This is a genomic window from Microbacterium sp. 18062, assembly GCF_902706225.1.
Lineage (GTDB): Bacteria > Actinomycetota > Actinomycetes > Actinomycetales > Microbacteriaceae > Microbacterium.
The window spans coordinates 108,777-130,829 of record NZ_CACSKB010000003.1 but is presented as its reverse complement, the minus strand read 5'-3'; the positions used below and the strand labels follow the sequence as shown (position 1 = coordinate 130,829).

General features: G+C 72.0%; 23 protein-coding genes and 1 tRNA gene. 15 read left to right on the top strand and 9 right to left on the bottom strand.

From position 1 onward, the window contains the following. Window positions 1-88 precede the first annotated feature (88 nt). The gene (locus GVL03_RS02415) at window positions 89-385 is read right to left on the bottom strand and encodes a DUF4229 domain-containing protein (protein WP_159499128.1); all 297 of its coding nucleotides are present in this window, start codon (window positions 383-385) and stop codon (window positions 89-91) included. Window positions 386-461: 76 nt separating this feature from the next. Between GVL03_RS02415 and GVL03_RS02410 the strand changes: the two genes are divergently transcribed. After that, a complete protein-coding gene (locus GVL03_RS02410) occupies window positions 462-839 on the top strand; it encodes a PLD nuclease N-terminal domain-containing protein (RefSeq protein WP_159499126.1) in 378 nt (125 codons plus the stop codon). Between the two features lies 1 nt (window position 840). Then, complete coding sequence (gene menD / locus GVL03_RS02405) at window positions 841-2,694, top strand: 2-succinyl-5-enolpyruvyl-6-hydroxy-3-cyclohexene-1-carboxylic-acid synthase (protein WP_159499124.1); 1,854 nt, start codon at window positions 841-843, stop codon at window positions 2,692-2,694. A 191-nt stretch (window positions 2,695-2,885) separates the two neighbouring features. Here menD and GVL03_RS02400 read toward each other — a convergent pair whose 3' ends face one another. Next, window positions 2,886-4,130 carry an isochorismate synthase MenF gene (locus GVL03_RS02400; protein WP_200847029.1) on the bottom strand — a complete coding sequence of 415 codons (1,245 nt, stop codon included), beginning with the start codon at window positions 4,128-4,130 and terminating at the stop codon, window positions 2,886-2,888. A 23-nt stretch (window positions 4,131-4,153) separates the two neighbouring features. On the opposite strand from GVL03_RS02400, the gene GVL03_RS02395 reads away from it, so the two are divergent. The 6 genes from GVL03_RS02395 (at window position 4,154) to GVL03_RS02370 (ending at window position 11,358) form a co-directional block, all read left to right on the top strand. Beyond that, the gene (locus tag GVL03_RS02395; RefSeq protein ID WP_235037984.1) at window positions 4,154-4,777 is read left to right on the top strand and encodes a hypothetical protein; all 624 of its coding nucleotides are present in this window, start codon (window positions 4,154-4,156) and stop codon (window positions 4,775-4,777) included. A 213-nt stretch (window positions 4,778-4,990) separates the two neighbouring features. Further along, window positions 4,991-5,710 carry a demethylmenaquinone methyltransferase gene (locus tag GVL03_RS02390; RefSeq protein ID WP_159499122.1) on the top strand — a complete coding sequence of 240 codons (720 nt, stop codon included), beginning with the start codon at window positions 4,991-4,993 and terminating at the stop codon, window positions 5,708-5,710. Window positions 5,711-6,201: 491 nt separating this feature from the next. Further along, window positions 6,202-7,347 (top strand): dimethylsulfone monooxygenase SfnG, encoded by a 1,146-nt coding sequence (sfnG, locus tag GVL03_RS02385; RefSeq protein WP_235037983.1) that lies wholly within the window; start codon window positions 6,202-6,204, stop codon window positions 7,345-7,347. An 83-nt stretch (window positions 7,348-7,430) separates the two neighbouring features. Beyond that, on the top strand, window positions 7,431-8,678 hold the full coding sequence (locus GVL03_RS02380) for an acyl-CoA dehydrogenase family protein (protein ID WP_159499120.1): 1,248 nt from the start codon (window positions 7,431-7,433) through the stop codon (window positions 8,676-8,678). 185 nt (window positions 8,679-8,863) lie between these two features. After that, entirely contained in the window at window positions 8,864-9,925 is a 1,062-nt protein-coding gene (locus tag GVL03_RS02375) for a polyprenyl synthetase family protein (RefSeq protein ID WP_159499118.1), read from the top strand. 59 nt (window positions 9,926-9,984) lie between these two features. Beyond that, complete coding sequence (locus GVL03_RS02370; RefSeq protein ID WP_159499116.1) at window positions 9,985-11,358, top strand: FAD-dependent oxidoreductase; 1,374 nt, start codon at window positions 9,985-9,987, stop codon at window positions 11,356-11,358. Between the two features lie 159 nt (window positions 11,359-11,517). Here the strand turns inward: GVL03_RS02370 and GVL03_RS02365 are convergent, their stop codons facing one another. Beyond that, window positions 11,518-12,246: a MerR family transcriptional regulator gene (locus GVL03_RS02365; RefSeq protein WP_159499114.1), complete on the bottom strand. Its 729-nt coding sequence runs from the start codon at window positions 12,244-12,246 to the stop codon at window positions 11,518-11,520. A 5-nt stretch (window positions 12,247-12,251) separates the two neighbouring features. After that, window positions 12,252-13,487 carry an MFS transporter gene (locus GVL03_RS02360; RefSeq protein ID WP_159499112.1) on the bottom strand — a complete coding sequence of 412 codons (1,236 nt, stop codon included), beginning with the start codon at window positions 13,485-13,487 and terminating at the stop codon, window positions 12,252-12,254. Between the two features lie 125 nt (window positions 13,488-13,612). On the opposite strand from GVL03_RS02360, the gene GVL03_RS02355 reads away from it, so the two are divergent. Then, on the top strand, window positions 13,613-14,593 hold the full coding sequence (locus tag GVL03_RS02355) for an alpha/beta hydrolase (RefSeq protein ID WP_159499110.1): 981 nt from the start codon (window positions 13,613-13,615) through the stop codon (window positions 14,591-14,593). Between the two features lie 192 nt (window positions 14,594-14,785). Here GVL03_RS02355 and GVL03_RS02350 read toward each other — a convergent pair whose 3' ends face one another. Then, window positions 14,786-15,319, bottom strand: a complete 534-nt coding sequence (locus GVL03_RS02350) for a hypothetical protein (RefSeq protein WP_159499108.1) — start codon at window positions 15,317-15,319, stop codon at window positions 14,786-14,788. Between the two features lie 289 nt (window positions 15,320-15,608). Between GVL03_RS02350 and GVL03_RS02345 the strand changes: the two genes are divergently transcribed. After that, window positions 15,609-16,202 carry a CueP family metal-binding protein gene (locus GVL03_RS02345; RefSeq protein WP_200847027.1) on the top strand — a complete coding sequence of 198 codons (594 nt, stop codon included), beginning with the start codon at window positions 15,609-15,611 and terminating at the stop codon, window positions 16,200-16,202. Window positions 16,203-16,241: 39 nt separating this feature from the next. Here the strand turns inward: GVL03_RS02345 and GVL03_RS02340 are convergent, their stop codons facing one another. Further along, complete coding sequence (locus GVL03_RS02340) at window positions 16,242-16,730, bottom strand: YajQ family cyclic di-GMP-binding protein (RefSeq protein ID WP_159499106.1); 489 nt, start codon at window positions 16,728-16,730, stop codon at window positions 16,242-16,244. 76 nt (window positions 16,731-16,806) lie between these two features. Here GVL03_RS02340 and GVL03_RS02335 point away from each other — a divergent pair, with 76 nt between their 5' ends. The 3 genes from GVL03_RS02335 to GVL03_RS02325 all read left to right on the top strand — a co-directional run bounded on the left by GVL03_RS02335 (window position 16,807) and on the right by GVL03_RS02325 (window position 18,417). Beyond that, window positions 16,807-17,301 carry an FBP domain-containing protein gene (locus GVL03_RS02335; RefSeq protein ID WP_159499104.1) on the top strand — a complete coding sequence of 165 codons (495 nt, stop codon included), beginning with the start codon at window positions 16,807-16,809 and terminating at the stop codon, window positions 17,299-17,301. Between the two features lie 2 nt (window positions 17,302-17,303). After that, a complete protein-coding gene (locus GVL03_RS02330) occupies window positions 17,304-18,227 on the top strand; it encodes a PfkB family carbohydrate kinase (RefSeq protein WP_159499102.1) in 924 nt (307 codons plus the stop codon). A 108-nt stretch (window positions 18,228-18,335) separates the two neighbouring features. Then, a tRNA-Tyr gene (locus GVL03_RS02325) sits at window positions 18,336-18,417 on the top strand. A gap of 385 nt (window positions 18,418-18,802) precedes the next feature. Here the strand turns inward: GVL03_RS02325 and GVL03_RS02320 are convergent. Further along, window positions 18,803-19,507, bottom strand: coding sequence for an NAD(P)H-hydrate epimerase (locus GVL03_RS02320; protein WP_159499100.1), 705 nt, complete (start codon window positions 19,505-19,507; stop codon window positions 18,803-18,805). A gap of 205 nt (window positions 19,508-19,712) precedes the next feature. On the opposite strand from GVL03_RS02320, the gene GVL03_RS02315 reads away from it, so the two are divergent. Both GVL03_RS02315 and GVL03_RS02310 read left to right on the top strand, forming a co-directional pair. After that, entirely contained in the window at window positions 19,713-19,937 is a 225-nt protein-coding gene (locus GVL03_RS02315; protein WP_159499098.1) for a hypothetical protein, read from the top strand. A gap of 22 nt (window positions 19,938-19,959) precedes the next feature. Then, window positions 19,960-20,196 carry a hypothetical protein gene (locus GVL03_RS02310; RefSeq protein ID WP_159499096.1) on the top strand — a complete coding sequence of 79 codons (237 nt, stop codon included), beginning with the start codon at window positions 19,960-19,962 and terminating at the stop codon, window positions 20,194-20,196. 512 nt (window positions 20,197-20,708) lie between these two features. On the opposite strand, the gene GVL03_RS02305 is transcribed toward GVL03_RS02310, so the two are convergent. Then, window positions 20,709-21,284 carry an RNA polymerase sigma factor gene (locus GVL03_RS02305; RefSeq protein ID WP_159499094.1) on the bottom strand — a complete coding sequence of 192 codons (576 nt, stop codon included), beginning with the start codon at window positions 21,282-21,284 and terminating at the stop codon, window positions 20,709-20,711. Then, window positions 21,281-22,045, bottom strand: a complete 765-nt coding sequence (locus tag GVL03_RS02300) for a hypothetical protein (RefSeq protein ID WP_159499092.1) — start codon at window positions 22,043-22,045, stop codon at window positions 21,281-21,283. Before GVL03_RS02300 ends, GVL03_RS02305 begins: the two co-directional genes overlap by 4 nt. Window positions 22,046-22,053 lie beyond the last annotated feature (8 nt).

Genomic DNA, 22,053 nt, shown 5'->3' with positions numbered 1-22,053 from the left:
CCGTGGGGTGGGGAAAGTCCAGCCGTGGGGTGGGGAGAGTCCAGGCAATGCGCCTGTTCAACAGAACCGGGGCGGGGAGACTTCCGGGTCAGCGCGGATCGTCGGTCGTCGGGTCGGATGCGACATCGGCGGCCGCGTCCTCGGCCTCCGCATCCGCCTGCCCGGCCGTGGCGCGGGGCTCGCGGGGGCGGCCGAGTCCCGACGTCGCCTCGGCGAGCGGGCGGCGCAGGAACAGCAGCGACAGGCTGAGGCCGATCAACGCCGCGAAGATCGCGGCGAGCCAGTAGAGCTCCTGGAACACCGGGAACAGCATCAGCACGACGAACGGCACGAGGAACACGAGGACGCGCAGCACCGAGTAGACGATCGCGGGACGGGCCTTCACCCCCTCATCCTACGTGCGCGCCCCGCGGCCCCCGGGTGCCCGACCGGCTCCCAGGCACGCGGCCTAGGATGGGTCCATGGCTAGGCTCCTGCTCATTCTGGTGCTGGTGGCCGTCGTCTTCTGGGTCTACAGCGTCGTCGACTGTGCGCTGCAGCCGCCGACGAGGCACCGCGGTGTCAGCAAGGGCGCCTGGATCGTGATCGTGCTGCTGCTCCCGGTGGTCGGCGGCATCCTGTGGCTGGTGGTCGGCCGCGGCCGCAAGGCGTCCGCCGCCGCACGGCGCGCCCCCGACGACGACCCGCAGTTCCTCAGCACGATCGGCTCGATCAGCGATCAGGACGAGCGCATCCGCCGCCTCGAAGAGGAGCTCGCCCAGCTCGACGCCGAGGACGACGACCCGAACCCGCCGGCGCCGCACCGCCCCGCGGACGACGACGACACCCGCACCGGCTGAGATGAGCGGATCCGACACCGCCGGTCGCGCACCGGCGACGGATGGCGCTGCCGCGCTGCTGCAGCGCCTGGTCGAGCGGGGTGCGACCGAGATCGTGCTGAGCCCGGGCTCGCGCTCGCAGGCGCTCGCGCTCGTCGCGGCCGAGTTCGAGCGCCGGGGCGCGGTGCGCATCCACGTGCGCATCGACGAGCGGGTGGCGGGGTTCACCGCCCTCGGCATCGGCCGCGAGTCGCGGATCCCCGCGATCGTCGTCTGCACCTCCGGCACGGCGGTCGCGAACCTGCTTCCGGCGGCGCTCGAGGCGCATCACTCCGGGGTGCCGATGCTGCTGCTGACCGCCGACCGTCCGCCCGAGCTGCGCGGCGTCGGCGCGAACCAGACCACCCGGCAGCTGGGGCTCTTCACCGTGGCGACGCGGTTCGAGGCGGACGTTCCGGTGCCCGACGAGATCGATCCCGACGGCACGGCGCCGCAGACCGCGATGCTGCGCGTGCTCGCCGACGAGGCGTTCGATGCGGCGCTCGGATCGGGCACGAGGTCGTCCGGTCCCGCGCACCTGAACCTGCCGTACCGCGAGCCGCTCGCGGGCGAGCTGCCGCCGTGGGCGGCCGTGCCCGTGGTCGCCGATGCCGTTCCGGCCGCTGAGGCGGACGCTGCGGGCCTCGGCGGGAACCTCCGCATCGTCCCGGATGGTCATCGACCAGGGGCCGCGGATGCGGACGAGCCGGCGGCTTCCGGTGCGCTCTATCAGGGCGGCGGCGGCATCGGCGAGTCCGATGTGCCCGCCGAGTCCGACGAGGACCCGACCGTGCTCGCCCGCGGGCCGCGCACGATCGTGATCGCCGGAGCGGATGCCGGTGCCGACGCCGAGCGCATCGCGCACGAGGGCGGGTGGCCGCTGGTCGCCGAGATCGTCAGCGGCGCGCGATTCGGCCGGCACCTCGTGCACGGATACCGCGAGCTGCTCGCCGACCCCGGGCTCGGCGGGCGGGTGGAACGCGCGGTGGTGCTCGGCCATCCGACGCTCAGCCGCGAGGTCACCGCCGTGCTGTCGCGCGAGGACGTCGACGTGGTGGCGCTGCGCGGACCCGGCGAGCCGCTGAACCTGAACGGCACGACGACCGCGGTCGACGAGATCGCGGTAGCCGCCGGCGCCGTCGACCGCGAGTGGCTGGGGGCGTGGATGCGTGCCTCGCGCGCCGCATCCGTCGATCTCACCCCGCCCGCCCCCGACGCCGACGGTCTGACATCGGCCGTGCCCGGTCAGCGTCTCGGCGCGATCTCGGCCGAGCTCCGGGTGATCCGCGCCCCGCTCGACCGTGCGGCGCTCGTCGATGCGGTGTGGCGGGCGACGTGGCCGCACGACCGGCTCGTGTTCGGGTCGTCGCGGCTCGTGCGCACCGCCGACCGCGTGCTCGGCGGCAAGAAGGTGCCGGTGCACGCCAATCGTGGTCTCGCCGGCATCGACGGAACGATCGCCACTGCCCTCGGCGTGGCGATCGCGAGCCAGACCGGCGGACGCCCGGGCCTGACCCGGGTGCTGCTGGGCGACCTGACGCTGCTGCACGACGTGGGTGCGCTGCTGCTGCCGAGCGCCGAGGATGAGCCCCGTATCCAGGTCATCGTCGGCAACGACGGAGGCGGCACGATCTTCGATGGGCTCGAGGTCGCGGGCGTCGCCGGAGCCGATGCCATGGAGCGGGTGCTGTACACGCCCCAGTCCGCCCGGTTCGAGCAGCTCGCCCTCGCCTACGGGTGGGAGTACCAGCGCGTCACGACCCGTGTCGCGCTCGACCAGGCGCTCACCGCTCCCGCCGGCGGCCGCCAGCTGATCGAGGTCCCGCTCCCGCGCTGACGCGTGGCATCTCCTTACCCGCCCGTGCCGTGGTGTGACCCGCCCGTGCTGTGAGTCGCAAGGCCCCGGGGCCAGGGGCCGCGAGACTGCACTGGCGCGCCGAGACTGCGGGGTAACCCCACGGTCTCGGCGCTCGCGTGCAGTCTCGCGGGTCGGTGAGGTGCGGCCATGAGCCGGCGCAGCGGCGGCGCTCAGGCGAGGGCGTCGACGATCGGGCGAAACTTCACCCGGGTCTCGAGCAGCTCGGACTCGGGGTCGCTGCCCGCGACGATCCCGGCACCGGCGTATGCCGTGAGCGGAATGGGCTCGCCCGCCTCTCCCGGGTCGAACTGCGCGCAGCGCAGCGCGATCGCCCACTCGCCGGACCCGGCGGCGTCGATCCAGCCCACGGGCCCGGCGTACCGGCCGCGGTCGAACGGCTCGAGCCGGCGGATCACCTCGATCGCGCGGGGCGTCGGGGTGCCTGCGACGGCGGCGGTCGGATGCAGAGCCGCCACCAGGTCCAGGGCGGATGCGGCGCCCGACAGGCGTCCCTCGACGTCGGTCGCGAGGTGCCAGACGTTCGGCAGCTTGAGCGTGAACGGCTGCTCGCTCGCGCGCAGGGCGCTCGTGTGCGCGCCGAGCGCCTCGAGCACGCTGCGCACCGCGAACTGGTGCTCGTCCTGGTCCTTCGTGCTCGTGGCGAGCGCGAGGGACGCGGCGGTGTCCGCATCCGGATCCGCCCCGCGCGCGGCGGTGCCGGCGAGCACGCGCGCGGTGACGGTGCCCTCCTCGACGGTCACGAGGGTCTCCGGGCTCGCGCCGATCAGCCCGTCGACCGCGAACGCCCACGTGTCGGGGTAGCCCGAGGCGAGGGAGCGCACGAGACGCCGCAGATCGGCTCCGGCGGGCACGGTGCCGGCGAGGTCGCGGGCGAGCACGACCTTGCTGACCTCGCTCGCCGCGATCGCGGCGAGGCCGTCGCGGACGGCGGACATGTAGCCGTCGGCGCTCAGCGAGCCGGGGCCGAGCGTTGCCGACCAGTGCGGGCCGTAGCCGATCGCGCGGGGGCCCGGGGCGGGGGCGTCCGCGGTGCGGGCCGTGGTGATCCACGAGCGGCCGTGCCGGCGGCCGACGACGACGCCCGGGACGACGATCGTGCTCGCGTGCGACGACTCTCGATCGAACGTCAGGGCTCCGAAGCCCACGAGGCCGGTGCCGGGGATGCGGAGCGGGTCGTCGATCTCGGCGCGCTCGGCGATCGCGCGCCAGCGCTCGCCGAGCGTCTCGTCGTGCCCGCCGCCGACGAGCGTGACGGGGGCGCCGATCCCCGCCATACCGTCGCCGCGCCGCTGCCACACGAGCGGATGCGACGGGTCGGTGTAGGCGAGCAGGTCCTCGACCGGGTCGATCTCGCGGGTCTCGACGAGAAGCCTCGCGGGAGCGGATCGGGTCACCACACAAGCCTAGACTCGGTGGCGTGTCCGAGGTGTCGTCCGCATCCTTCCGTCCGCCCGTGGGGACCCCCGTCTCCTTCCGATGGCGCAAGTGGGACGGCTCGCCGCACTGGGTGCACGAGAGCGTCTACCTCGGCAGCGACGAGTGGGGCGACTGGGTCGGCCAGCAGGACGGATGGCGCTCCGCGCGACCGGGCCGCGACGTGGTCGCCGACGGCCCGAACGTCACGCTCGTGCCGCCGGGCGGCGCCTATGCGTGCACGATCAACGGGACGCATCCCCGCATCCGGATCTACATCGACATCGCGTGGGACGTGCGGTGGTCGGAGACCGAGGCCGAGCCCGACCCGACGATCCCTGGGCGGGATCTCCGGGTCCTTCCGGATGGCGGGCGGCCGGTGCCCGCCTACGCGATCGAGGGCATCGACATGGACCTCGACGTGGTGCGCGCGCTCGACGAACGGGGCCTCTACATCGACGACCGCGACGAGTGGGACGAGCACCGCGTGCGCTACGGCTACCCGCGCGACATCGTCGTGCGGCTCGAGGACCTCGCCCTCGAGCTCGAACGCCGGGTGGGCGCCGCGCAGCCCCCGTTCGACGACGCGACCGCCGAGCGCTGGCTCGCCCGTCTCGCCTCCCTCTGACCGTCCGCCTCGCCGCCTGCCGACCCGGGGCAGGCCTCCGACCCGGGCCGCGGACCGGGGGCCGCTGACCTCGGATCGGAGTCGTCGACGCCTACGTGTCTCAGGACATCTCCGGCGGCGACCGCGGTCCCGGCCCGACATCCTGTGGTCGCGTCCGGGCGCCGCCATCGGATGTCATGAGTCGTGCGCACGGACCGGGCTTAGGCTGGGCGGGTGAGCGAACAGCACAATCGCGCCGACCTCGGCAAGGACCCGCAGCGGGTGAGCGGCATGTTCGACCAGGTCGCGCAGAACTACGACCGCACCAACACCGTGCTGAGCCTCGGCAACGACCGGCTCTGGCGCATCGCGACGACGCGCGCGGTCGCGCCGCGGCCAGGGCAGCGGATCCTCGACCTCGCCGCGGGCACCGGGGCGAGCTCGGTCGCCCTCGCCCGCAGCGGCGCCGAGGTCGTCGCCGCGGACTTCTCGCCGGGGATGATCGCGGAGGGCGCCCGTCGCCACGGCGGCGTGCCGGGGCTCTCGTTCGTCGAGGCGGACGCCACCGCCCTCCCCTTCGCCGACGCCGAGTTCGACGCCGTCACGATCTCGTTCGGCCTGCGCAACGTCAACGACCCCCGCGCCGCGCTCGCCGAGATGCGCCGGGTGACCAAGCCCGGCGGACGCCTGGTCGTCTGCGAGTTCTCGCATCCGCAGCATCCGCTGTTCGCCGGTCTCTACCGGTTCTACAACGATCGGGTCCTGCCGATCGTGGCGAAGGGCGTGAGCTCGAACGCCGAGGCGTACGACTACCTGAACGAGTCGATCAAGGACTGGCCCGACCAGCGCACGCTGAGCGCGTGGATCCGCGACGCGGGCTGGACGGATGTCGCCTTCCGCGACCTGAGCTTCGGCATCGTCGCCCTGCACCGCGCCCGCGCCCCGCAGTCCTGACCCGAAAGTCTCCCCGGAGTGGGGAGATTTCGCTTCCTTCGTCGGTCGTCAGCGACCCCGGCCGCTGACCCGAAAGTCTCCCCGCCCCGGTTCTGGTTGAACAGGCGCATTGCCTGGACTTTCCCCACCCCACGGAGCGCCCCGCAGGGGCGCTGAGCAGCTGACCCGAAAGTCCTCACGCTTCGTCTCGCTCCCCTCTTCGGTTCCTGAGCGAGGAGCGAAGCGACGGGACGAGGAGGATCGGCCGAGACGAGGACTCTCGCCGAATAGAGGTCCTCGTCCCGGCCGATCGACCTCGTCTCATGCAAAAGGTTCTCCCGTTCGGCGTCCCCGACGTCGCGCCCGCCGCCGCGCCCCGACTCCCCCGGCGCAGCGGCCATCGTACGCGTCACACGTCGTCCGGATCGGTCACGGTGCGACACATCCTTCGCCCGAGCGAGGACGGCGCCCATCATGGTCGGTATGCCGCAACGTACATCTCGGGAGGAATCGTGACGCAACAGCACATCGGCCGCCGTGAACCGCTGAAGTTCGCCTACTGGGTCCCCAACGTCAGCGGGGGCCTCGTCGTCTCGACCATCGAGCAGCGCACCGATTGGAGCTACGACTACAACGTCCGCCTGGCGCAGACCGCCGAACGCGTCGGGTTCGAGTACGCGCTCAGCCAGGTGCGCTACCTGTCCAGCTACGGCGCCGCGCAGCAGCACGAGTCGACCTCGACCAGCCTGGCGCTGCTGCTGGCGACCGAGCGGCTCAAGGTCATCGCCGCCGTCCACCCGGGGCTCTGGGAGCCGGCGGTCCTCGCGAAGTTCATCCTCACGGCCGATCAGTTCTCGCACGGACGCGCCGCCGTGAACGTGGTGTCGGGATGGTTCAAGGACGAGTACACGAAGCTCGGGCTCCCGTGGCTCGAGCACGACGAGCGCTACCGCCGCTCGGCGGAGTTCATCGAGGTGCTGCGCGGGCTGTGGACCCAGGAGGACTTCCGGTTCGCGGGCGACTTCTACCGTGTGAACGACTTCACCCTGCGACCGGGGCCGTATCCGGTCGAGGGGCGTCCGCATCCGGAGATCTTCCAGGGCGGCAACTCCACGGCCGCCCGGTTCAACGGGGGCGCGCACGCTGACTGGTACTTCTCCAACGGCAAGGACTTCGACGGCTTCACCGAGCAGTACGACGAGGTCACCGGCATCGCCGCCGAGCACGGTCGCACCGTGCGATTCGGCCTGAACGGCTTCGCGATCGTCCGTGACAGCCGCGAGGAGGCGCAGGAGCAGCTGCGGGAGATCATCGCCAAGGCCGACGCCGCCTCGGTCGAGGGGTTCCGCCGCTCCGTGCAGCAGGCCGGGCCCTCGACCTCGGACCGGAAGGGGATGTGGGCCGACTCCTCGTTCGAGGACCTCGTGCAGTACAACGACGGCTTCCGCACGCAGCTGATCGGCACGCCCGAGCAGGTCGCCGAGCGCATCATCGAGTACAAGCGCCGCGGCGTGGATCTGTTCCTGCTCGGCTTCCTGCACTTCCAGGAGGAGCTCGAGGAGTTCGGGACGACGGTCATCCCGCTCGTGCGCGAGCTCGAGGCGGAGGAGGACGCCCGCGCCGAGCGCGAAGGTGCGCTGCGCCCCGCCTCGGTCTGAGGCTCTCTCACCGTGACCGGATGCGGCTGGACCCCGCACCCGGTGGCGATATCACCCAACAGAAAAGATCGGAGTTGAACGACATGTCCTTTACGACGCAGACAACCGTCGATCCCGCTGTGGACCGCTGGCAGGACGCAGCGCCACCTCAGACTAGCGAGCAATGGATCGCGCGCGCCGAGCAGGTCGCCGACGTGCTCGCCGCGGACGCGCTCGAGCGCGACCGCGCGGGTGCCGCACCCGAACGCGAGGTGGCTCTTCTGAAGGCGGCGGGCCTGGTGACGCTGCTCGGGCCGACCGAGCACGGGGGAGCGGGCCAGGACTGGCCGACCGCCTACCGCGTGATCAGGGCGGTCGCCCGCGGCGACGGCTCGATCGGGCAGCTGCTGGGCTACCACTACCTGTGGGCGTGGGCGGTGCGTCTGGTCGGCACCGACGACCAGATCGCGGCGGTCGAGGAACTGTACACGCGCGACGACCTGCTCTTCGGCGGCGCGGTCAATCCGCGCGACAGCGATCTGACAATCCGCGAGGAGGGCGACGAGCTCGTCTTCTCCGGCCGCAAGTCCTTCTCGACCGGCGGGGTGGTTTCCGACCTGACGGTGCTGGAGGGAGTGCTCGCCGGCACCGAGACCCACGTGTTCGCGATCGTGCCGACGGCGCAGGACGGCATCGTCTTCGCGCGGGACTGGGACAGCCTCGGGCAGCGGCTCACCGAGTCCGGCTCGGTCGAGATCCGCGACGTGCGGGTGCCCTGGTCGGCGGCTGCGGGATTCGTCGACCGGGTCTACCAGCCGCTGGTCTACAACACGCTGAACGTCCCTGCCATCCAGCTCGTCTTCGCGAACTTCTACCTCGGCATCGCTCAGGGCGCGCTGACGCGCGGCTCCCACTACACGCGTGACACGACCCGGGCCTGGCCGTACGGCGGCGACGACAAGGAGCATGCGACCGACGAGTGGTACATCCTCGAGGGGTACGGGCGGCTCCAATCCGCGCTCTGGGCCGACGAGGCGCTCATCGACCGCGTCGGCGACGAGATCGGCGCCCTCTTGCACGCACCGCGGGAGGAGCTGACCGAGCGCGCCCGGGGCGAGGTCGCGGTGCGGATCGCCGCGGCGAAGGCGCGGATCGTCGAGGACGGGCTCGAGGTCGCCTCGAAGATCTTCGAGCTGACCGGAGCGCGCGCGACCGCCAACAGCGTCGGGCTCGACCTGTACTGGCGGAACCTCCGCACGCACAGCCTGCACGACCCGGTGGCGTACAAGTTCCGCGAGATCGGCCGGCACACGCTCCTGGGCGACGTGCCGGAGCCGACCTGGTACACCTGATCGCGGGCGGGCGCGGCCGGAGGGGCGGATCGCTCCGGTCGCGTCCGCGCGATCCGGCCCCGGCGCCCACGGCCTCGCCCTGTCGTCCACGGGCCTCGCCTCGACGCACGCCGGGCCCGCTCGTTCACGGTCGTTCCCCGGCCCGCTCCGGAACCGGCGGTTGCTGCCGCGGGTAGGCTGGGTACGTGACCCGGAGTACCTCCGCGCCTGGTGCGCACCTCGCGAGCAGACTCGGCCTGACCGAGCGTGTCTTCGCCGGTCCCGCCTCGCGTCGTCTGTGGAAGACCGTCGAGGAGGGACTCGACCGGGTCGAGACGCAGCTGGGCGACGAGCTGCGCGTCGCCGACCGGGTCGCGGATGCGGCCAGCCGCTACCTGTACGAGGCCGGCGGCAAGCGCGTGCGGCCGATGCTGACGATCCTCACCTCGCAGCTGGGCGACGGCATCACCGACGAGGTCGTCGACGGTGCCTCGGCGCTCGAGCTCACCCACCTCGGCTCGCTCTACCACGACGACGTGATGGACGGCGCCGACAAGCGCCGCGGAGTGCCCGCCGCGCATTCGGTGTGGGGCAACAACATCGCCATCCTCACCGGCGACCTGCTCTTCTCCCGGGCCAGCCAGATCATGGCGCGCATCGGCGAGCGGGCGATCCGGCTGCAGGCCGACACGTTCGAGCGGCTGGTGCTCGGCCAGATGCACGAGACGGTGGGCCCGCCCGAGGGCGCCGACCCGGTGGCGTACTACCTGCAGGTGCTCTCCGACAAGACCGGCTCGCTGATCGCGGCGGCCGCGCAGGCGGGGGTGCTGTTCTCGAACGCCCCCGAGGAGTACCTCGAGCCGGTGGTGGTCTTCGGCGAGAAGGTCGGGGTCGCCTTCCAGCTGCTCGACGACGTCATCGACCTCTCCGCCGACCCCGCCGAGACCGGCAAGGTGCCCGGCACCGATCTGCGCGCGGGCGTCCCGACCATGCCGTACCTGCTTCTCGCGGTGCGGCCGGATGCGGCGTCCCGCGACCTGCTCGCCCGCATCGACGAGGGCGTGGCGCGGATCGCGGACGGTGCCGACGCCGCATTGCTCGACGGCCCCCTCGCCGAGCTCCGCGAGCACGACGCCACCGACGAGACGCTGCGTCTGGCGAATCGGTGGTCGGCCGAGGCGGTCGCCGCGCTCGCGCCGCTGCCGCGCGGCCCCGTGCGCGAGGCGCTGACGCGATTCGCGGATGCGGTCGCCGACCGCAGCAGCTGAGTCGCACCCCGTCGCGGTCGGGCGTCGCGCACGCCCTCCGCACCCAGGAAAGGACACCCATGAGCAAGCTGAGGCTGGCGATCGTCGGCGCCGGGCCCGCGGGCATCTACGCGGCCGACATCCTGCTGAAGGCCGAGCGCGCCTTCGACGTGTCGATCGACCTCTTCGAGCAGCTCCCGGCCCCCTACGGGCTGGTGCGGTACGGCGTCGCCCCCGATCATCCGCGCATCAAGGGCATCATCACCGCGCTGCGTGACGTGCTCGACCGCGGCGACATCCGCCTCTTCGGCAATGTCCGCTTCGGCGAGGACATCACCCTCGAGGACCTGAAGCGGCACTACAACGCGGTGATCTTCTCGACCGGCGCGATCCGCGACGCCGATCTCGACATCCCCGGCATCGACGCCGAGTCGTCCTACGGCGCGGCCGACTTCGTCAGCTGGTTCGACGGCCACCCCGACGTGCCGCGCACCTGGCCGCTCGACGCGGAGTCGGTGGCGGTGATCGGCAACGGCAACGTCGCCCTCGACATCTCACGGATGCTGGCCAAGCACGCCGTGGACCTGCTCCCGACCGAGATCCCGGAGAACGTGCACGCCGGGCTCGAGGCGTCGCGGATCACCGACGTGCACGTGTTCGGCCGCCGCGGTCCCGCGCAGGTGAAGTTCACGCCGCTCGAGCTGCGCGAGCTCGGCGAGCTGCGCGATGTCGACATGGTCGTCTACGACGAGGACTTCGACTACGACGAGGCGACGCAGAACGCGATCGCGAGCAACAAGCAGATCATGGTCATCGACCGGGTGCTGCAGTCGTGGCGCAAGCGCCCCGGTGTCAACAACGCCGGCGGCGAGGCGTCGCGGCGTCTGCATCTGCACTTCTGGGCGAGGCCCGTCGAGGTCGAGAAGGACGCCGACGGCCGCGTCGCGGCCCTCGTCTACGAGCGGACGCGCCCCGACGCCGAGGGGGGCGTCGTCGGCACCGGGGAGCTTCGCGAGGTGCCGATCCAGCAGCTGTACCGTGCGGTCGGCTACTTCGGCTCGCCGCTGCCGGGCGTGCCCTTCGACGAGCGGCACGGCGTGATCCCGAACCACGAGGGCCAGGCGCTGCAGCCGGACTCGAACGAGATCGTCCCGGGCGTCTACGCGACCGGCTGGATCAAGCGCGGGCCCGTGGGGCTCATCGGGCACACGAAGTCCGACGCGATGGAGACCGTGCGTCACGTCATCAACGACCAGGGGTCGTGGTGGCAGCCGGAGGACCCGGCGGAGGATGCCATCCCCGCTCTGCTGGCCGAGCGCGGTGTCCGCTGGACCGACCTCGACGGCTGGCACCGTCTCGACGAGCACGAGATCGCCCTCGGCGCGCCGCACGAGCGGGCGCGCATCAAGGTCGTGCCGCGCGACGAGATGGTGAACGTCTCCCGCGGGGAGTAGTCGCTCGATCGTGCACGACGGCGGGGAGCGTGCCCGCCACGCCGGTCGGCTGCATCCGGATGCGGTGTGTCGTTCCGGATCCCCGCCGTCGTGTCGGCCGGGCCGATGCCCGCACCGCCGCCGCGCCGGACCGTGGCGGGACGTGGACGAACGACGCGGTCATGCTCGGCCGTCGAGGAGCCCGTCGACGCGGCGGCGGATGGCGACCCAGGCGGGCGCGTCGCCCTGGAAGTCGTTGAGGAGGGACTCGGCCGCCGGTGCGAGGGCCGGATCCGGCTCCGGGAAGGCGCCTTCCAGCCTGTCCAGGGCGGCGACCGTGCGTCGGGCGAGCGACTCGATGCGAGGATCGTCCGGGCCCCAGTCGAGGGCGTCGTCGAAGGCGTGCGATATCTCCACGTACTCCGCGTCGTCCATGAGCGCGACGCGCGAGGGCAGGTAGCGTTCGACCGTGGCGGGCGCGATCGCCGCACCGAGAACCCAGCTGTCGCGCTCGATCAGCAGGTAGCGCTCGGAGAAGCCCAGCGCGCGTACGCGATCGAGGTGCGCGACCACGGCGGGGGAGAGGCAGAGGCGGTCGGGGTCGTCGAGGTGCGCCAGACGGCGCCGGCGTTCGGTCAGCTGCGAGATGCGGTCGGCGAGCTCGGCGTCGATGCGCGCGATCTCCGCCGCGTGATCGTCGGCGGTGAGGATGGTGGGGATGCGCGACAGCGGGACGCCGGCGCGGACGAGCGTGACGATCCGGGCGAGGTCGATGACCGCCTGGGCGTCGTAGCGGCGGTATCCGGCGTCGTCCCGCCTCGGCTCCGCGAGGAGGCCGCGCTCGTGGTAGACGCGCACGGCCTTCACGGTGCATCCGGCGTACCGGGCGAGCTGGCCGATCGTGAGCACGGGATCTAGTCTGCGCGGTGCGCGGGCGCCTTGTCGACGGGCGGTGTGCCGGTGCCGCCAGGGCTCTCGAGATCGCGCAGACTCGGTCCGAACAGGCTGAGCGCGGCGACGGCGACCCAGCCGATCGTGATGGCCCAGGCGAGGCTCTGCAGGGATCCCCCGGTCAGGATCAACGCCGCGAGTCCCAGGCCCGCGGGTCCGGAGGCGAGGCCCGCGACGTTCGCGAGCGCCATCACCCGGCCGAGCTGCCCCGGCGGGACCCGTTCGGCGACGACCACCGCGAACATCGGGTTCACCAGGCCGCTGCCGACGCCGACGACCACGGCGGCGGTGGCGAGCGCCCCGAACGGTCCGAGGAAGCCGAGGGTGCCGAGTCCCGCGGTCATCAGCAGGATCGCGACGGTCCAGGCGAACCGGCGCGAGATCCTGGTGACGACCGCGTAGAGGAGCGACCCGCCGAGGATGCCGAACGCGAACGCGGAGGAGACGTAGCCGAGCAGGTCGGGGCGGTCCGCCTCGGCGAAGTGGGCGGGCAGCAGCACGCTCAGCAGCGGCGCCGTGACGAACGACGACATCGCCGCCACCACCAGCAGGCGCACGATCACCCGGGTGCCGCGGATCGTGCGCCACACCCCGCGGAGACCGAGGTCGTCGGGGGCGGCGACGATGCGCGGCACCCGGATCGCGAGAGTCGCCCCGGCGGCGAGCAGCGTGCACGCGCCCGTGATCATCAGGGCCGTGGCCGTGCCGAGTCCCGCCAGCAGCATCCCCGCGGCGGCGGGGCCGAGCAGGAACGACAGCCCGAAGACGCTCTGGCGGGCCGCGGAGGTGGTGTCGAGGGACGCCCCCGAGCGTTCGGCGACGCGCGGCATCAGGGTCTGGCGGGCGGTCATCCCGGGCACGTCGAAGACGGCGCCGGCCACGGCGAGGGCCAGCATCCACGGCAGCGTCAGGCCGAAGAGCAGGTCGACCACGAGGAGGGCGATGACCGAGGCCGTGCTGCCGAGGTCCGCCAGCACGGCCAGGGGCTTCGCGCCGACGCGGTCGATGAGCGGTCCGGAGGCGGCGGTGGCGGCGACCTGCGTGATCGCGGCGGCCGCGGCGACGAGCGCGGCGGCCGCGGGATCGCCGGTGCGGGCGATGACGAGCCACGGCAGCAGCAGCCCCACCATCGCGTTGCCGAGGAACGAGAGTCCCTCCGCGCCGAGATAGAGGGGGAGCACGAGTCGGGAGCGGGTCATGGACACAGTCAACAACCTTGCCCCGGGGGCAGGGTCAAACCCGGGGCACGACCGCATCCGGCCGCGTGGCCGTGCACAACAGCGGGGATCGTGCTCTCGGACGGGTGCCGCAATAGGCTGACCGCATGAGCGGCGGATGGGTCCCTGATCTTCTGGGGGAGGGATTCGAGCAGCTCACGCTGCCGCTCACCCTCGCCGGTGAGCACAGTCCCCTCGTGGCGACGCTCGTGCGGCACCTGCCGCGTCCGGTCGTGGCCTGGACGCGGCCGCTGCGCGAGGTCGACGTGCTCTACGTGCACGGATGGTCGGACTACTTCTTCCAGCGCGAGCTTGCGCGGTTCTGGACCGGTCTCGGCGCGCGGTTCTACGCGCTCGATCTGCACCGGTACGGCCGCAGCACGCGGCCGGGCGAGGCTCCCGGCTACGCGGACTCGCTCGACGAGTACGACGAGGACATCGCGCTCGCCCTCGACGCGATGCGCACGTTCGAGCGGTCGGGCCGGCGCCTCGTGCTCCTCGGCCATTCGACGGGCGGGCTGACGCTGACACTGTGGACGGCGCGGCATCCGGGTCGCGCGGACGCGCTCGTCCTCAACAGCCCGTGGCTCGAGCTGCAGATCGGCGCGCTCGCCCGACAGGCCATCGCGCCGCTGGTCAGCGCACGGGCACGGTTCCAGCCGTTCGGACAGCACCCGGTCGTGGACCTCGGGTTCTACACGCGTGCGCAGACCGAGCTCGGGGTGATCCCGACGCCCGAGTACCGGCCGGACTGGCGGCCGGCGCAGGGCTTCCCGACGCATCCGGGCTGGTTCCACGCGGTGCTGACCGGGCAGGCGCAGATTGCCGCGGGGACGGATGTCGGGTGCCCGGCGCTCGTGCTGCTCTCGACGCGATCGACCCCGCCGGTGCGGTGGCTGCCGGGCATGACCGAGACTGACTCGGTGCTGGTGGTCGACGAGATCGCCCGCGCCGCGCTGCGGATCGGCCCGCTCGTCACCGTGGCGCGCATCGACGGCGCGATCCACGACGTGATCCTCTCGGCGCCGGAGCCGCGCGCCCATGCCTACGCCGTGATGCGCGACTGGGCGACGGCGCGCTTTCGCTGACGCCGTGGGGTGCGAAAGCCCGATCGCTGCCCTTCGTCTCGGAGCGTCGCTCCTCGCTCAGGAACCGCGAAGACGAGACTCTCGCATCAGCTTCTCCGTGCCCCCTGACGGGGCACTCCGTGGGGTGCGAAAGTCCGGTCGCTGAGCGAGCGCAGCGAGACGAAGCGTGAGGACTTTCGGGTCAGCCGGGGGCTACGTCGTGCGCTCGCCGGCGGCCCCCGCGCGGAGGTCGTCGTCGCTGGTCTCTCCCCGTGTCCATGCGGTGATGGTGCCGATCATCTCGTCGGCCCAGTCGGCGACGGAGGGTGTGTCCGTTTCCGTTTCCGTGCCGTCCGCCGCGCGGGCGGGCGCCGCATCCGGGGTCCGGGCTCCGACCCAGTCGGCCAGTGCGCTCGCCGAGGGGACGCTGCCGAGGGTCAGGAGCTTCGCGCGCACGGCCCGTATGGTCGGCGGCAGATCCTCCGCGGTCGGGGGAGCGGCGATGAGCATCGCGAACAGCTCGACGAGCTCCTCGATGATCCGGTCGCGGCGCGCGTTCTCCCGGTCGGTCTGCGCGGCGCGGCGCTCCGCCTCGCGCATGGCGGTCAGCTCGCGCTGCTCCGCGGCCCGGGCCTCGGCGGCCTGCTGCCGCTCCGACCGCGCCAGGCGAACGGCGATCCAGGTCGACGCGACGATCGCGACCGCCGGGATGGCGGCGTCGGTGAGGAGCTCCCAGATGGACGGCATATCGGGAGCGTACTGCGGGTGCGCCTGGACGTGCTCGGCCGGTGGATGTGTCGGCATGACCGTGCGCCGGTGCGTAGGGTGTCGCGTTCGCGGCGACCGCGGTGTGCCTCGCGCTCGCGCTCATCGCGGTGTTCCAGTGGGCGCGGCCCGGACGCGGAGCAGCACGCGCACGGATCCGCCCGGGACCGGATGGGGGAGCGCGATGCCGCTCGACGGACACGGGTACCCGACCGAATAGTCACGGCTCCGCGCCGTGCGAGGTCTGCGCCGTCCTGCTTGCATGGCCGACATGAAGGCTCGTCGTTCCCGTCTCCTGATGGTCGGCGCCGTGCTCGTCGCGCTGGCCGCCCCCGGTCTCGTCGCGTGCTCCGCCGCGGACCCGTCTCCGGTGGACACCGCCGCCGCTCAGAGCAGCATCCGGTCCCTCTCCGATCTGGACGGGATGTCGGTCGTCGAGATCGTCGACACCCTCGAGGCCATCCCGGTCGATGAGCAGCCGACCGCCTTCACCGCATCCGTGCGCCCGGGCAGTCTCCTGCTCGCCGACGACGACGGGGAGGAGGAACGGGCGATGCCGGCGGGGGTCTTCCACCTGTCGGTCGCCCCGTACGTGGACGGCACGCACGACTGCTTCTTCCACAGCCTGACCACCTGTCGGGGTGAGCTGGGCGGTCGCACCCTCGAGGTCGCCGTGACGGCGAGCGACGGCACGGTGCTGTTCGACGAGACGGTCATCGCCGAGGACAACGGCTACGTCGGACTGTGGCTTCCGAGCGACATCGACGCGACGCTGCGGGTGAGCGACGGGGAGCGATCGGGCGAGATCGGCATCTCCACCGGTCCGGACGACCTCACCTGCCTCACGTCGCTGCAGCTGACCTGAGCGGGGCGGGCGCATCGTCGCTCTGCGGGGAGGAGCGTCCTACCGGTAGTTGACGAACTGCAGGTCGACGTCGAGGTCGGCGGCCTTCAGCAGGCGCTGGGCCTCCTGCAGGTCGTCACGGCTCTTCGACTGCACGCGCACCTCGTCGCCCTGGATCTGCGACTTCACCGACTTGGGACCCTCGTCGCGAAGGAGCTTGCCGATCTTCTTCGCGTTCTCCTGCGAGATGCCCTCCTTCAGCGTGGAGGTGATGCGGTACTCCTTGCCGCTGGCGACCGGGTCGCCCGACTCCAGGCTCTTCAGCGAGATGCCGCGCTTGATGAGCTTCGTCTGGAACACGTCGAGCACGGCCTTCGCGCGCTCCTCGCTGCCCGCCTTGATGAGGATGGACTCGCCGCTCCACTCGATCGACGCGTCGGTTCCCTTGAAGTCGTACCGCTGCTCGACCTCCTTGCGGGCCTGGTTCAGCGCGTTGTCCGCCTCCTGCTGGTCGATCTTGGAGACGATGTCGAAACTCGAGTCAGCCATAGCCGAGATTCTAGTGCGCGCGTGTGGGACCGCATCCCGAGTCGCCGGTTCCCGCGGGTCTTCATAGAATGTGCGGATGCGGGCACTGACCGAGGATGAATTGCGCGCCGCTCTCGTGAACGCGGATGCCGACGAGCGCCGTCTGGCGACCATGCCGCACGATCTCGTGCTGGCGGACTGGGATCATCTCGACTTCTTCGCCTGGCGTGATCCGCGCAGCCGCGGGCGGGCGTACCTCGTGACCGAGCGGGCCGGACGGCCGGTCGGCGTCGTGCTGCGGGCGGCCGAGACGACGAGCCGTGCGCGGTCGGCGATGTGCAACGTCTGCCACACGATGCAGCCCGCGGATCAGGTGTCGCTCTTCACGGCGCGCAAGGCGGGGGATGCGGGCGTGCAGGGCGACAGCGTCGGCACGTACATCTGTGCAGATCTGTCGTGTCATGAGAACGTGAGGCTTGCGGCGCCGCTCGCGCCGAGCGAGGTGCGCGCGAGTGTCGACAGGCGCATCGACGGGACGAGGCACCGTGCCGAGGCCTTCGTCGACCGGGTACGCGGCGAGCAGGGGGAGTGAGCATGGGTGAGACCGGACGGGTGGTCGTCATCGGCGATGCCCTCATCGATGAGCTGCGGGACGACACCGGGGTGCGCGAGTTCGTCGGCGGGGCGGCGCTGAACGTCGCGGTGGGGCTCGCGAGGCTCGGGTTTCCGACGACCCTGATCGCGATGGTGGGCGACGACGAGGCGGGTGAGCACATCCGCTCCTACCTCGACGACTTCGGGGTGCACCTGGTCGAGACGGAGTCTGCGCTCGGATCGTCGCGCGCGGTGAGCACCCGCGACGCCGGCGGCGAGCCGGTCTACGTGTTCAACGAGGCGGCCAGGGCGCGCCGCATCCGCTTCGGCGCCGAGGAGCGGGAGGCCATCGTCGGCGCGGCGATCACGGTCGTGAGCTGCTTCCCATTCGACGACGAGGCCCAGACGGCGGAGCTCGTCGACGCCCTCGCGGATGCGGCGGGGCTCGTCGCGATCGACCCGAACCCCCGGGAGGGGACGATGCACGACCGAGAGCGGTTCGTGCGCGGGTTCGAACGCCTGGCGTCCCGCGCCGATCTCGTGAAGGTCGGCGAGGACGACGCCGAGCTCTTGTACGGCGGTTCGCTCGACGGGCTCCGCGATCGGCTGCTCGCCGACGGCGCGGCCGCCGTGCTCCACACCCGCGGCGCGGGCGGCGCGGGCATCTCCACCGCGGACGTCGCCCTGACGCGCCCGATCGCGGTGGCGCCCGCACCGATCGTCGACACGATGGGGGCGGGGGATGCGGTGCTGTCGTCGGCGGTGTCGACGTTGCTCGTGGAGCATCCGGCGACGGAGGCGGCCTGGGCGACGCTGCTCGAGCGGGCGATGGAGGTGGCGGCGGCGACCTGCCGGTTCGAGGGCGCGCTGCTGCGGCTGCCGTCCGCGCTGACCGGTCTGAAGGTTGATCCCGCGGGCTCCTGATCCCGCCGCGACCCGTGCGGTGGCACGGATTTCGACGCGCGGCCCGGAGCGGGTAACATCGTAGATCGCGCCCTTGGTCGACTGGAAAAGCCGGGCGGGTGCGCACCTGGCAGGTTACCCAAGCGGCCAAAGGGATCTGACTGTAAATCAGCCGGCTTAGCCTTCGGGGGTTCGAATCCCTCACCTGCCACCGAACGATCGAGGGCCCTCGCGCAGCGGGGGCCCTCGATCGTTCACCGAGCGGAGCGGGATTCGGACAGCGCCGCGTCGTTCGATGGGCCCCGCGGCGTCGGCGGGTGCGCCGCGTCCCTTCGTCGCTTCGCTCCTCGTCCAGGGACCGGAAGCGGGAGGCTTCCGTGTCACGTGAGGTGAATCGCGGCTGAGACGAGGACTCGCCGGGGCCGATCGCCCTCCTCTCGGCCGATTCCCCTCCTCTCGGCGCGACCGGCCTGCGCGGGACGTGCGACCTATCTCCTCTCGGCGCGACATCCCTCTCGGCGCGACCTCGACGAGGGCTTCGGTCTCGTGCTCCTCGCCCCGACCCGAGGTGTCTGCAGGCGTGGGCGTCGGCGCCGTCAGGCGCTCTCCGAGTCGCCCCGATCGATGAGGGGATCGACGCCCTCGAACGAGAGTCCGAGATCGACGAGCACGATGTCGCCGGCGAGCTCGGCGGCGGGAGGGAGCAGCAGCCCTGCTTTGAGCGCGCCGAACGTCACCGTCACGTCTGCCGGCAGCACGGTCGGGTCGGACACGCCGCCGTCGTCGGGCGCGATGCCGCTGGGCAGGTCGACGGCGACCACGAGCGGTCGCGGACGTCGTCCGAGCGCCGGCAGGATTGCGGCGACCACGGATCGCGCGGTGCCGCGCAGCGCCGGGTCGGATGAGGTGCCGGTGCCCAGGATGCCGTCGACGATCACGTCGGCGCGCACTGCCTCCGTGTTCGCGTCGACAGCCGGCACCGGGCGCGCGCCGGCCGCCACAGCGGCCGCCCAACCGGCCTCGTGCCGTCGGCTGCCGACCTGCAGCAGCCGTACGTCCGCGCCGTCGCGTGCGAGCTCCGCTCCGGCGTAGAGCGCGTCGCCGCCGTTGTCGCCGGCACCGATCAGCAGCAGCACACGTGCGGGACGCCCCGCGTCGTCGCTGAGGGATTCGAGACGTCGGCGCAGCTCGGTCGCCAGTGCCGCAGAGGCCTGCCGCATGAGGGGGACGCCTGCATCCAGCAGCGGCTTCTCGGCTGCGCGCACCTGAGCGGCGGAGTAGGCCCGGATGCGGGGTGTCATGGGATCAGTGTCTCAGCCCGTCCACGCAGGTGGAGGGACAAGCCGCGGCGCCGGGATTCTCCCCGCCGTGCGGAGCGCCGTCGAGCCACCGGCGGGAACGCGCGGCCGAGGTTCTTTCGCGCGGCGTGCTCGACACTCGGCCCACGGGCGCTATGCTCACGAAACCAGCGTTCTTTCCTGGATCACCGTGGACATAGGAGTCCTCATGATTCGTTCCCCCCGTGGCGTCGTCGTCGTGGTCGTCCTGTCCGTGGCGGCTCTTCTGCTTGCGGCGAGCGTCGCCTTCGCTCTTCACGCGACCGTCGTGGATCTGCGCCTCGCGCGAGTCGCGCTCTTCGCCAGCGTCACCGCGTTGGCGGTCACCGCCATCGTCGGGCTGGCCCGAACGCTCGCGCGCGGCGAGAATCGTCGACGGATGCGGATGCACTGAGGCCTCCGGGAAGAGCCGTGGGGTGAATCGGCCGACTGAGCAGTCCGTCGTCGCGGCCCTTCTCGAGGTGCCGCTGGAGCCGAGCAGCATCCAGGTGAGACAGGACCACGGCGGCGTTCTGTTCGGCATCTTCGTCACGAGCCCGGACGCCATGCCGTCCGGAGGCTGCATCTGCGGAGCCGTGAGCGAGACGGCCGTGTCGGTCGACCTCGGCGGCATCATCATGGACGGTGGCTGGCGCGTCGCGGAGGGGAACTGAGGCGAAAGGCCCCGAAAGTCCCCGAGGGGGATCCTCAGGTTCTCGCGAAGCCGGCCTGACACTCTCGGCGGCTCACCTGTCGCATCCTGCCGGTCTCGGCGACCGGATGCGACAGGTGAGCCGGACTTCTCCTCGCCCGGAGTGCCTGACGGGGCACGGAGAACATGGCGAAGCCCCCCGAGATCGCCCGCCTTCGGATACCGAGCTTCGCTCCTCGTTCAGGGACCGGAGAGGGAGACTTTCGGGTCAGCTGCATCCGTCGCGTGTCTCACTTGTGCATCCGGATCACGCCGAAGCCCTGCTCAAGTGAGACACCGACCCCCGGAACGGCCCGCGCCCTCGACTCGATGTCTCACTTGTGCAGCGGAAGACCCCGACCGACCTGCACAAGCGAGACACGGATGCGGGGCGGTCGCGGTTGTGAGACCTTCGGGTCAGCGGCCGGAACCCCGTGCAGAGCAGTCCGTCGGGCGGGGCCCCTATGTCGTTCGTCGCGTGCGGCTCGGTGACCCTCAAGCCTGATCGAGCGTCTCGTAGGTCCCGCGGAGCCGGGCGAGGGCGCGGGAGTAGCGGGTTCTTGCTGTTCCCGGGCGGATGCCGAGGGATCGCGCTGCGGCGGCGACGGAGAGCTGTTCCCAGATGACGAGACGGATGAGCTCCTGGTCGCGGGAGGAGAGGAGCTTGAGGGCCTCCGCGGCCGTGAACGCCTCGTCGGGGATCGGCGCGATCGGGATCGCAGCGGCCGCGCGAAGAGCATCGTCGGCGGCAGCACGGCGTGCGCGCCCCCGGCGGTGATTGGCCAGGACTCTGCGCGCGATGCCGTAGGCCCACGCGCGGCGCTCGTCGTCGGAGTGCGGAAGTCGTGATCGGTGGCGCCACAGTGCGAGGAGCGTCTCGGAGGTGCAGTCCGCCGCGTCGTCGCTGGGTGTCACTCTGCGAGCGAAGTAGCGCAGGAGGAGCGGAACGAGGGGAGCGACCGCGGCCTCGAAAGCGCGGTCGGCGTCGCCTTCTGTGTGCGCGTCCCGAGCGGCGGCGATGCTGGCGGCCGGTGCGGAGACGCCGTCGGTGACGGCGTTCCCGAGGCTCACTCCTGTGCTCCCAGAGCCTCGCGGAGGATCTCGGTCGCCAACTCGGATCGGTCGATGCCGTCCCACCCCGGCGCGTTCTCGATCTGCGCGAGGGCTTGGGCGGCGTCGGCGTCTCCCGTGGCGATTCGCCGCGCGAAGGCGCGTATGCCGTCGGCGACGCCACCCCCGTCCGTGTCGACCGTCGCGGGCCAGTCCGCCGCGTCATCGAGGACCGTCGCGGCCGTCGCCTGTCCGGTCGCATCGCCGTTGTCGTGGGCGGTGATCCATGCGCCGATCCAGTCGCGGTAGGCCTCGAGCTCGTAGGTCTTGCGGACGAGGGTCTCCTGAGCGAGTCCATCCGTCTGCGCCATCACGTCGGTGACGCGCGTGGTGAGCGTGTCGCGGGTGACGCCCGGTGCCAGGGGCAGCCATTCGGGGTAGAGCGAGGCGACGACCTCCGGCAGATCGTCGGCGCCGAGATCCAGCCACTCCGTGTCGTCCGACTCGGTGCTGACAGAGCTCCCTCGGTCGTCCCCGGGGTTCGGAGACCCGAACCAGCCTGTGCGGGCGGCGAATCCGGTGGCGACGGCAGCGACCGGCACCCCCACGACGACGACCGCGGTGAGCGCGGTCGCCCAGATCCCCCAACGGCGTCGCGGCAGACGGGACGGGCGGGCGCGTCGGGTCGCCGCGGCCGCGTCGGCGGCGGTCAGCGCGATCGTCCCCGCGGGATCCGCGGTGCGCAGCGCGTCGAGAAGATCGGCATCGGACATGGTCTTCATGGGTGCTC

Coding starts and splice junctions, on each gene's coding strand:
- GVL03_RS02315 (WP_159499098.1), top strand. CDS start 19,713: ATGATTCGTTCCCCCCGTGGCGTCGTCGTCGTGGTCGTCCTGTCCGTG.
- GVL03_RS02330 (WP_159499102.1), top strand. CDS start 17,304: ATGGGTGAGACCGGACGGGTGGTCGTCATCGGCGATGCCCTCATCGAT.
- GVL03_RS02410 (WP_159499126.1), top strand. CDS start 462: ATGGCTAGGCTCCTGCTCATTCTGGTGCTGGTGGCCGTCGTCTTCTGG.
- GVL03_RS02300 (WP_159499092.1), bottom strand. CDS start 22,045: ATGAAGACCATGTCCGATGCCGATCTTCTCGACGCGCTGCGCACCGCG.
- GVL03_RS02350 (WP_159499108.1), bottom strand. CDS start 15,319: ATGCCGTCCATCTGGGAGCTCCTCACCGACGCCGCCATCCCGGCGGTC.
- menD (WP_159499124.1), top strand. CDS start 841: ATGAGCGGATCCGACACCGCCGGTCGCGCACCGGCGACGGATGGCGCT.
- GVL03_RS02335 (WP_159499104.1), top strand. CDS start 16,807: ATGCGGGCACTGACCGAGGATGAATTGCGCGCCGCTCTCGTGAACGCG.
- GVL03_RS02355 (WP_159499110.1), top strand. CDS start 13,613: ATGAGCGGCGGATGGGTCCCTGATCTTCTGGGGGAGGGATTCGAGCAG.
- GVL03_RS02320 (WP_159499100.1), bottom strand. CDS start 19,507: ATGACACCCCGCATCCGGGCCTACTCCGCCGCTCAGGTGCGCGCAGCC.
- GVL03_RS02345 (WP_200847027.1), top strand. CDS start 15,609: ATGAAGGCTCGTCGTTCCCGTCTCCTGATGGTCGGCGCCGTGCTCGTC.
- GVL03_RS02340 (WP_159499106.1), bottom strand. CDS start 16,730: ATGGCTGACTCGAGTTTCGACATCGTCTCCAAGATCGACCAGCAGGAG.
- GVL03_RS02380 (WP_159499120.1), top strand. CDS start 7,431: ATGTCCTTTACGACGCAGACAACCGTCGATCCCGCTGTGGACCGCTGG.
- GVL03_RS02370 (WP_159499116.1), top strand. CDS start 9,985: ATGAGCAAGCTGAGGCTGGCGATCGTCGGCGCCGGGCCCGCGGGCATC.
- GVL03_RS02360 (WP_159499112.1), bottom strand. CDS start 13,487: ATGACCCGCTCCCGACTCGTGCTCCCCCTCTATCTCGGCGCGGAGGGA.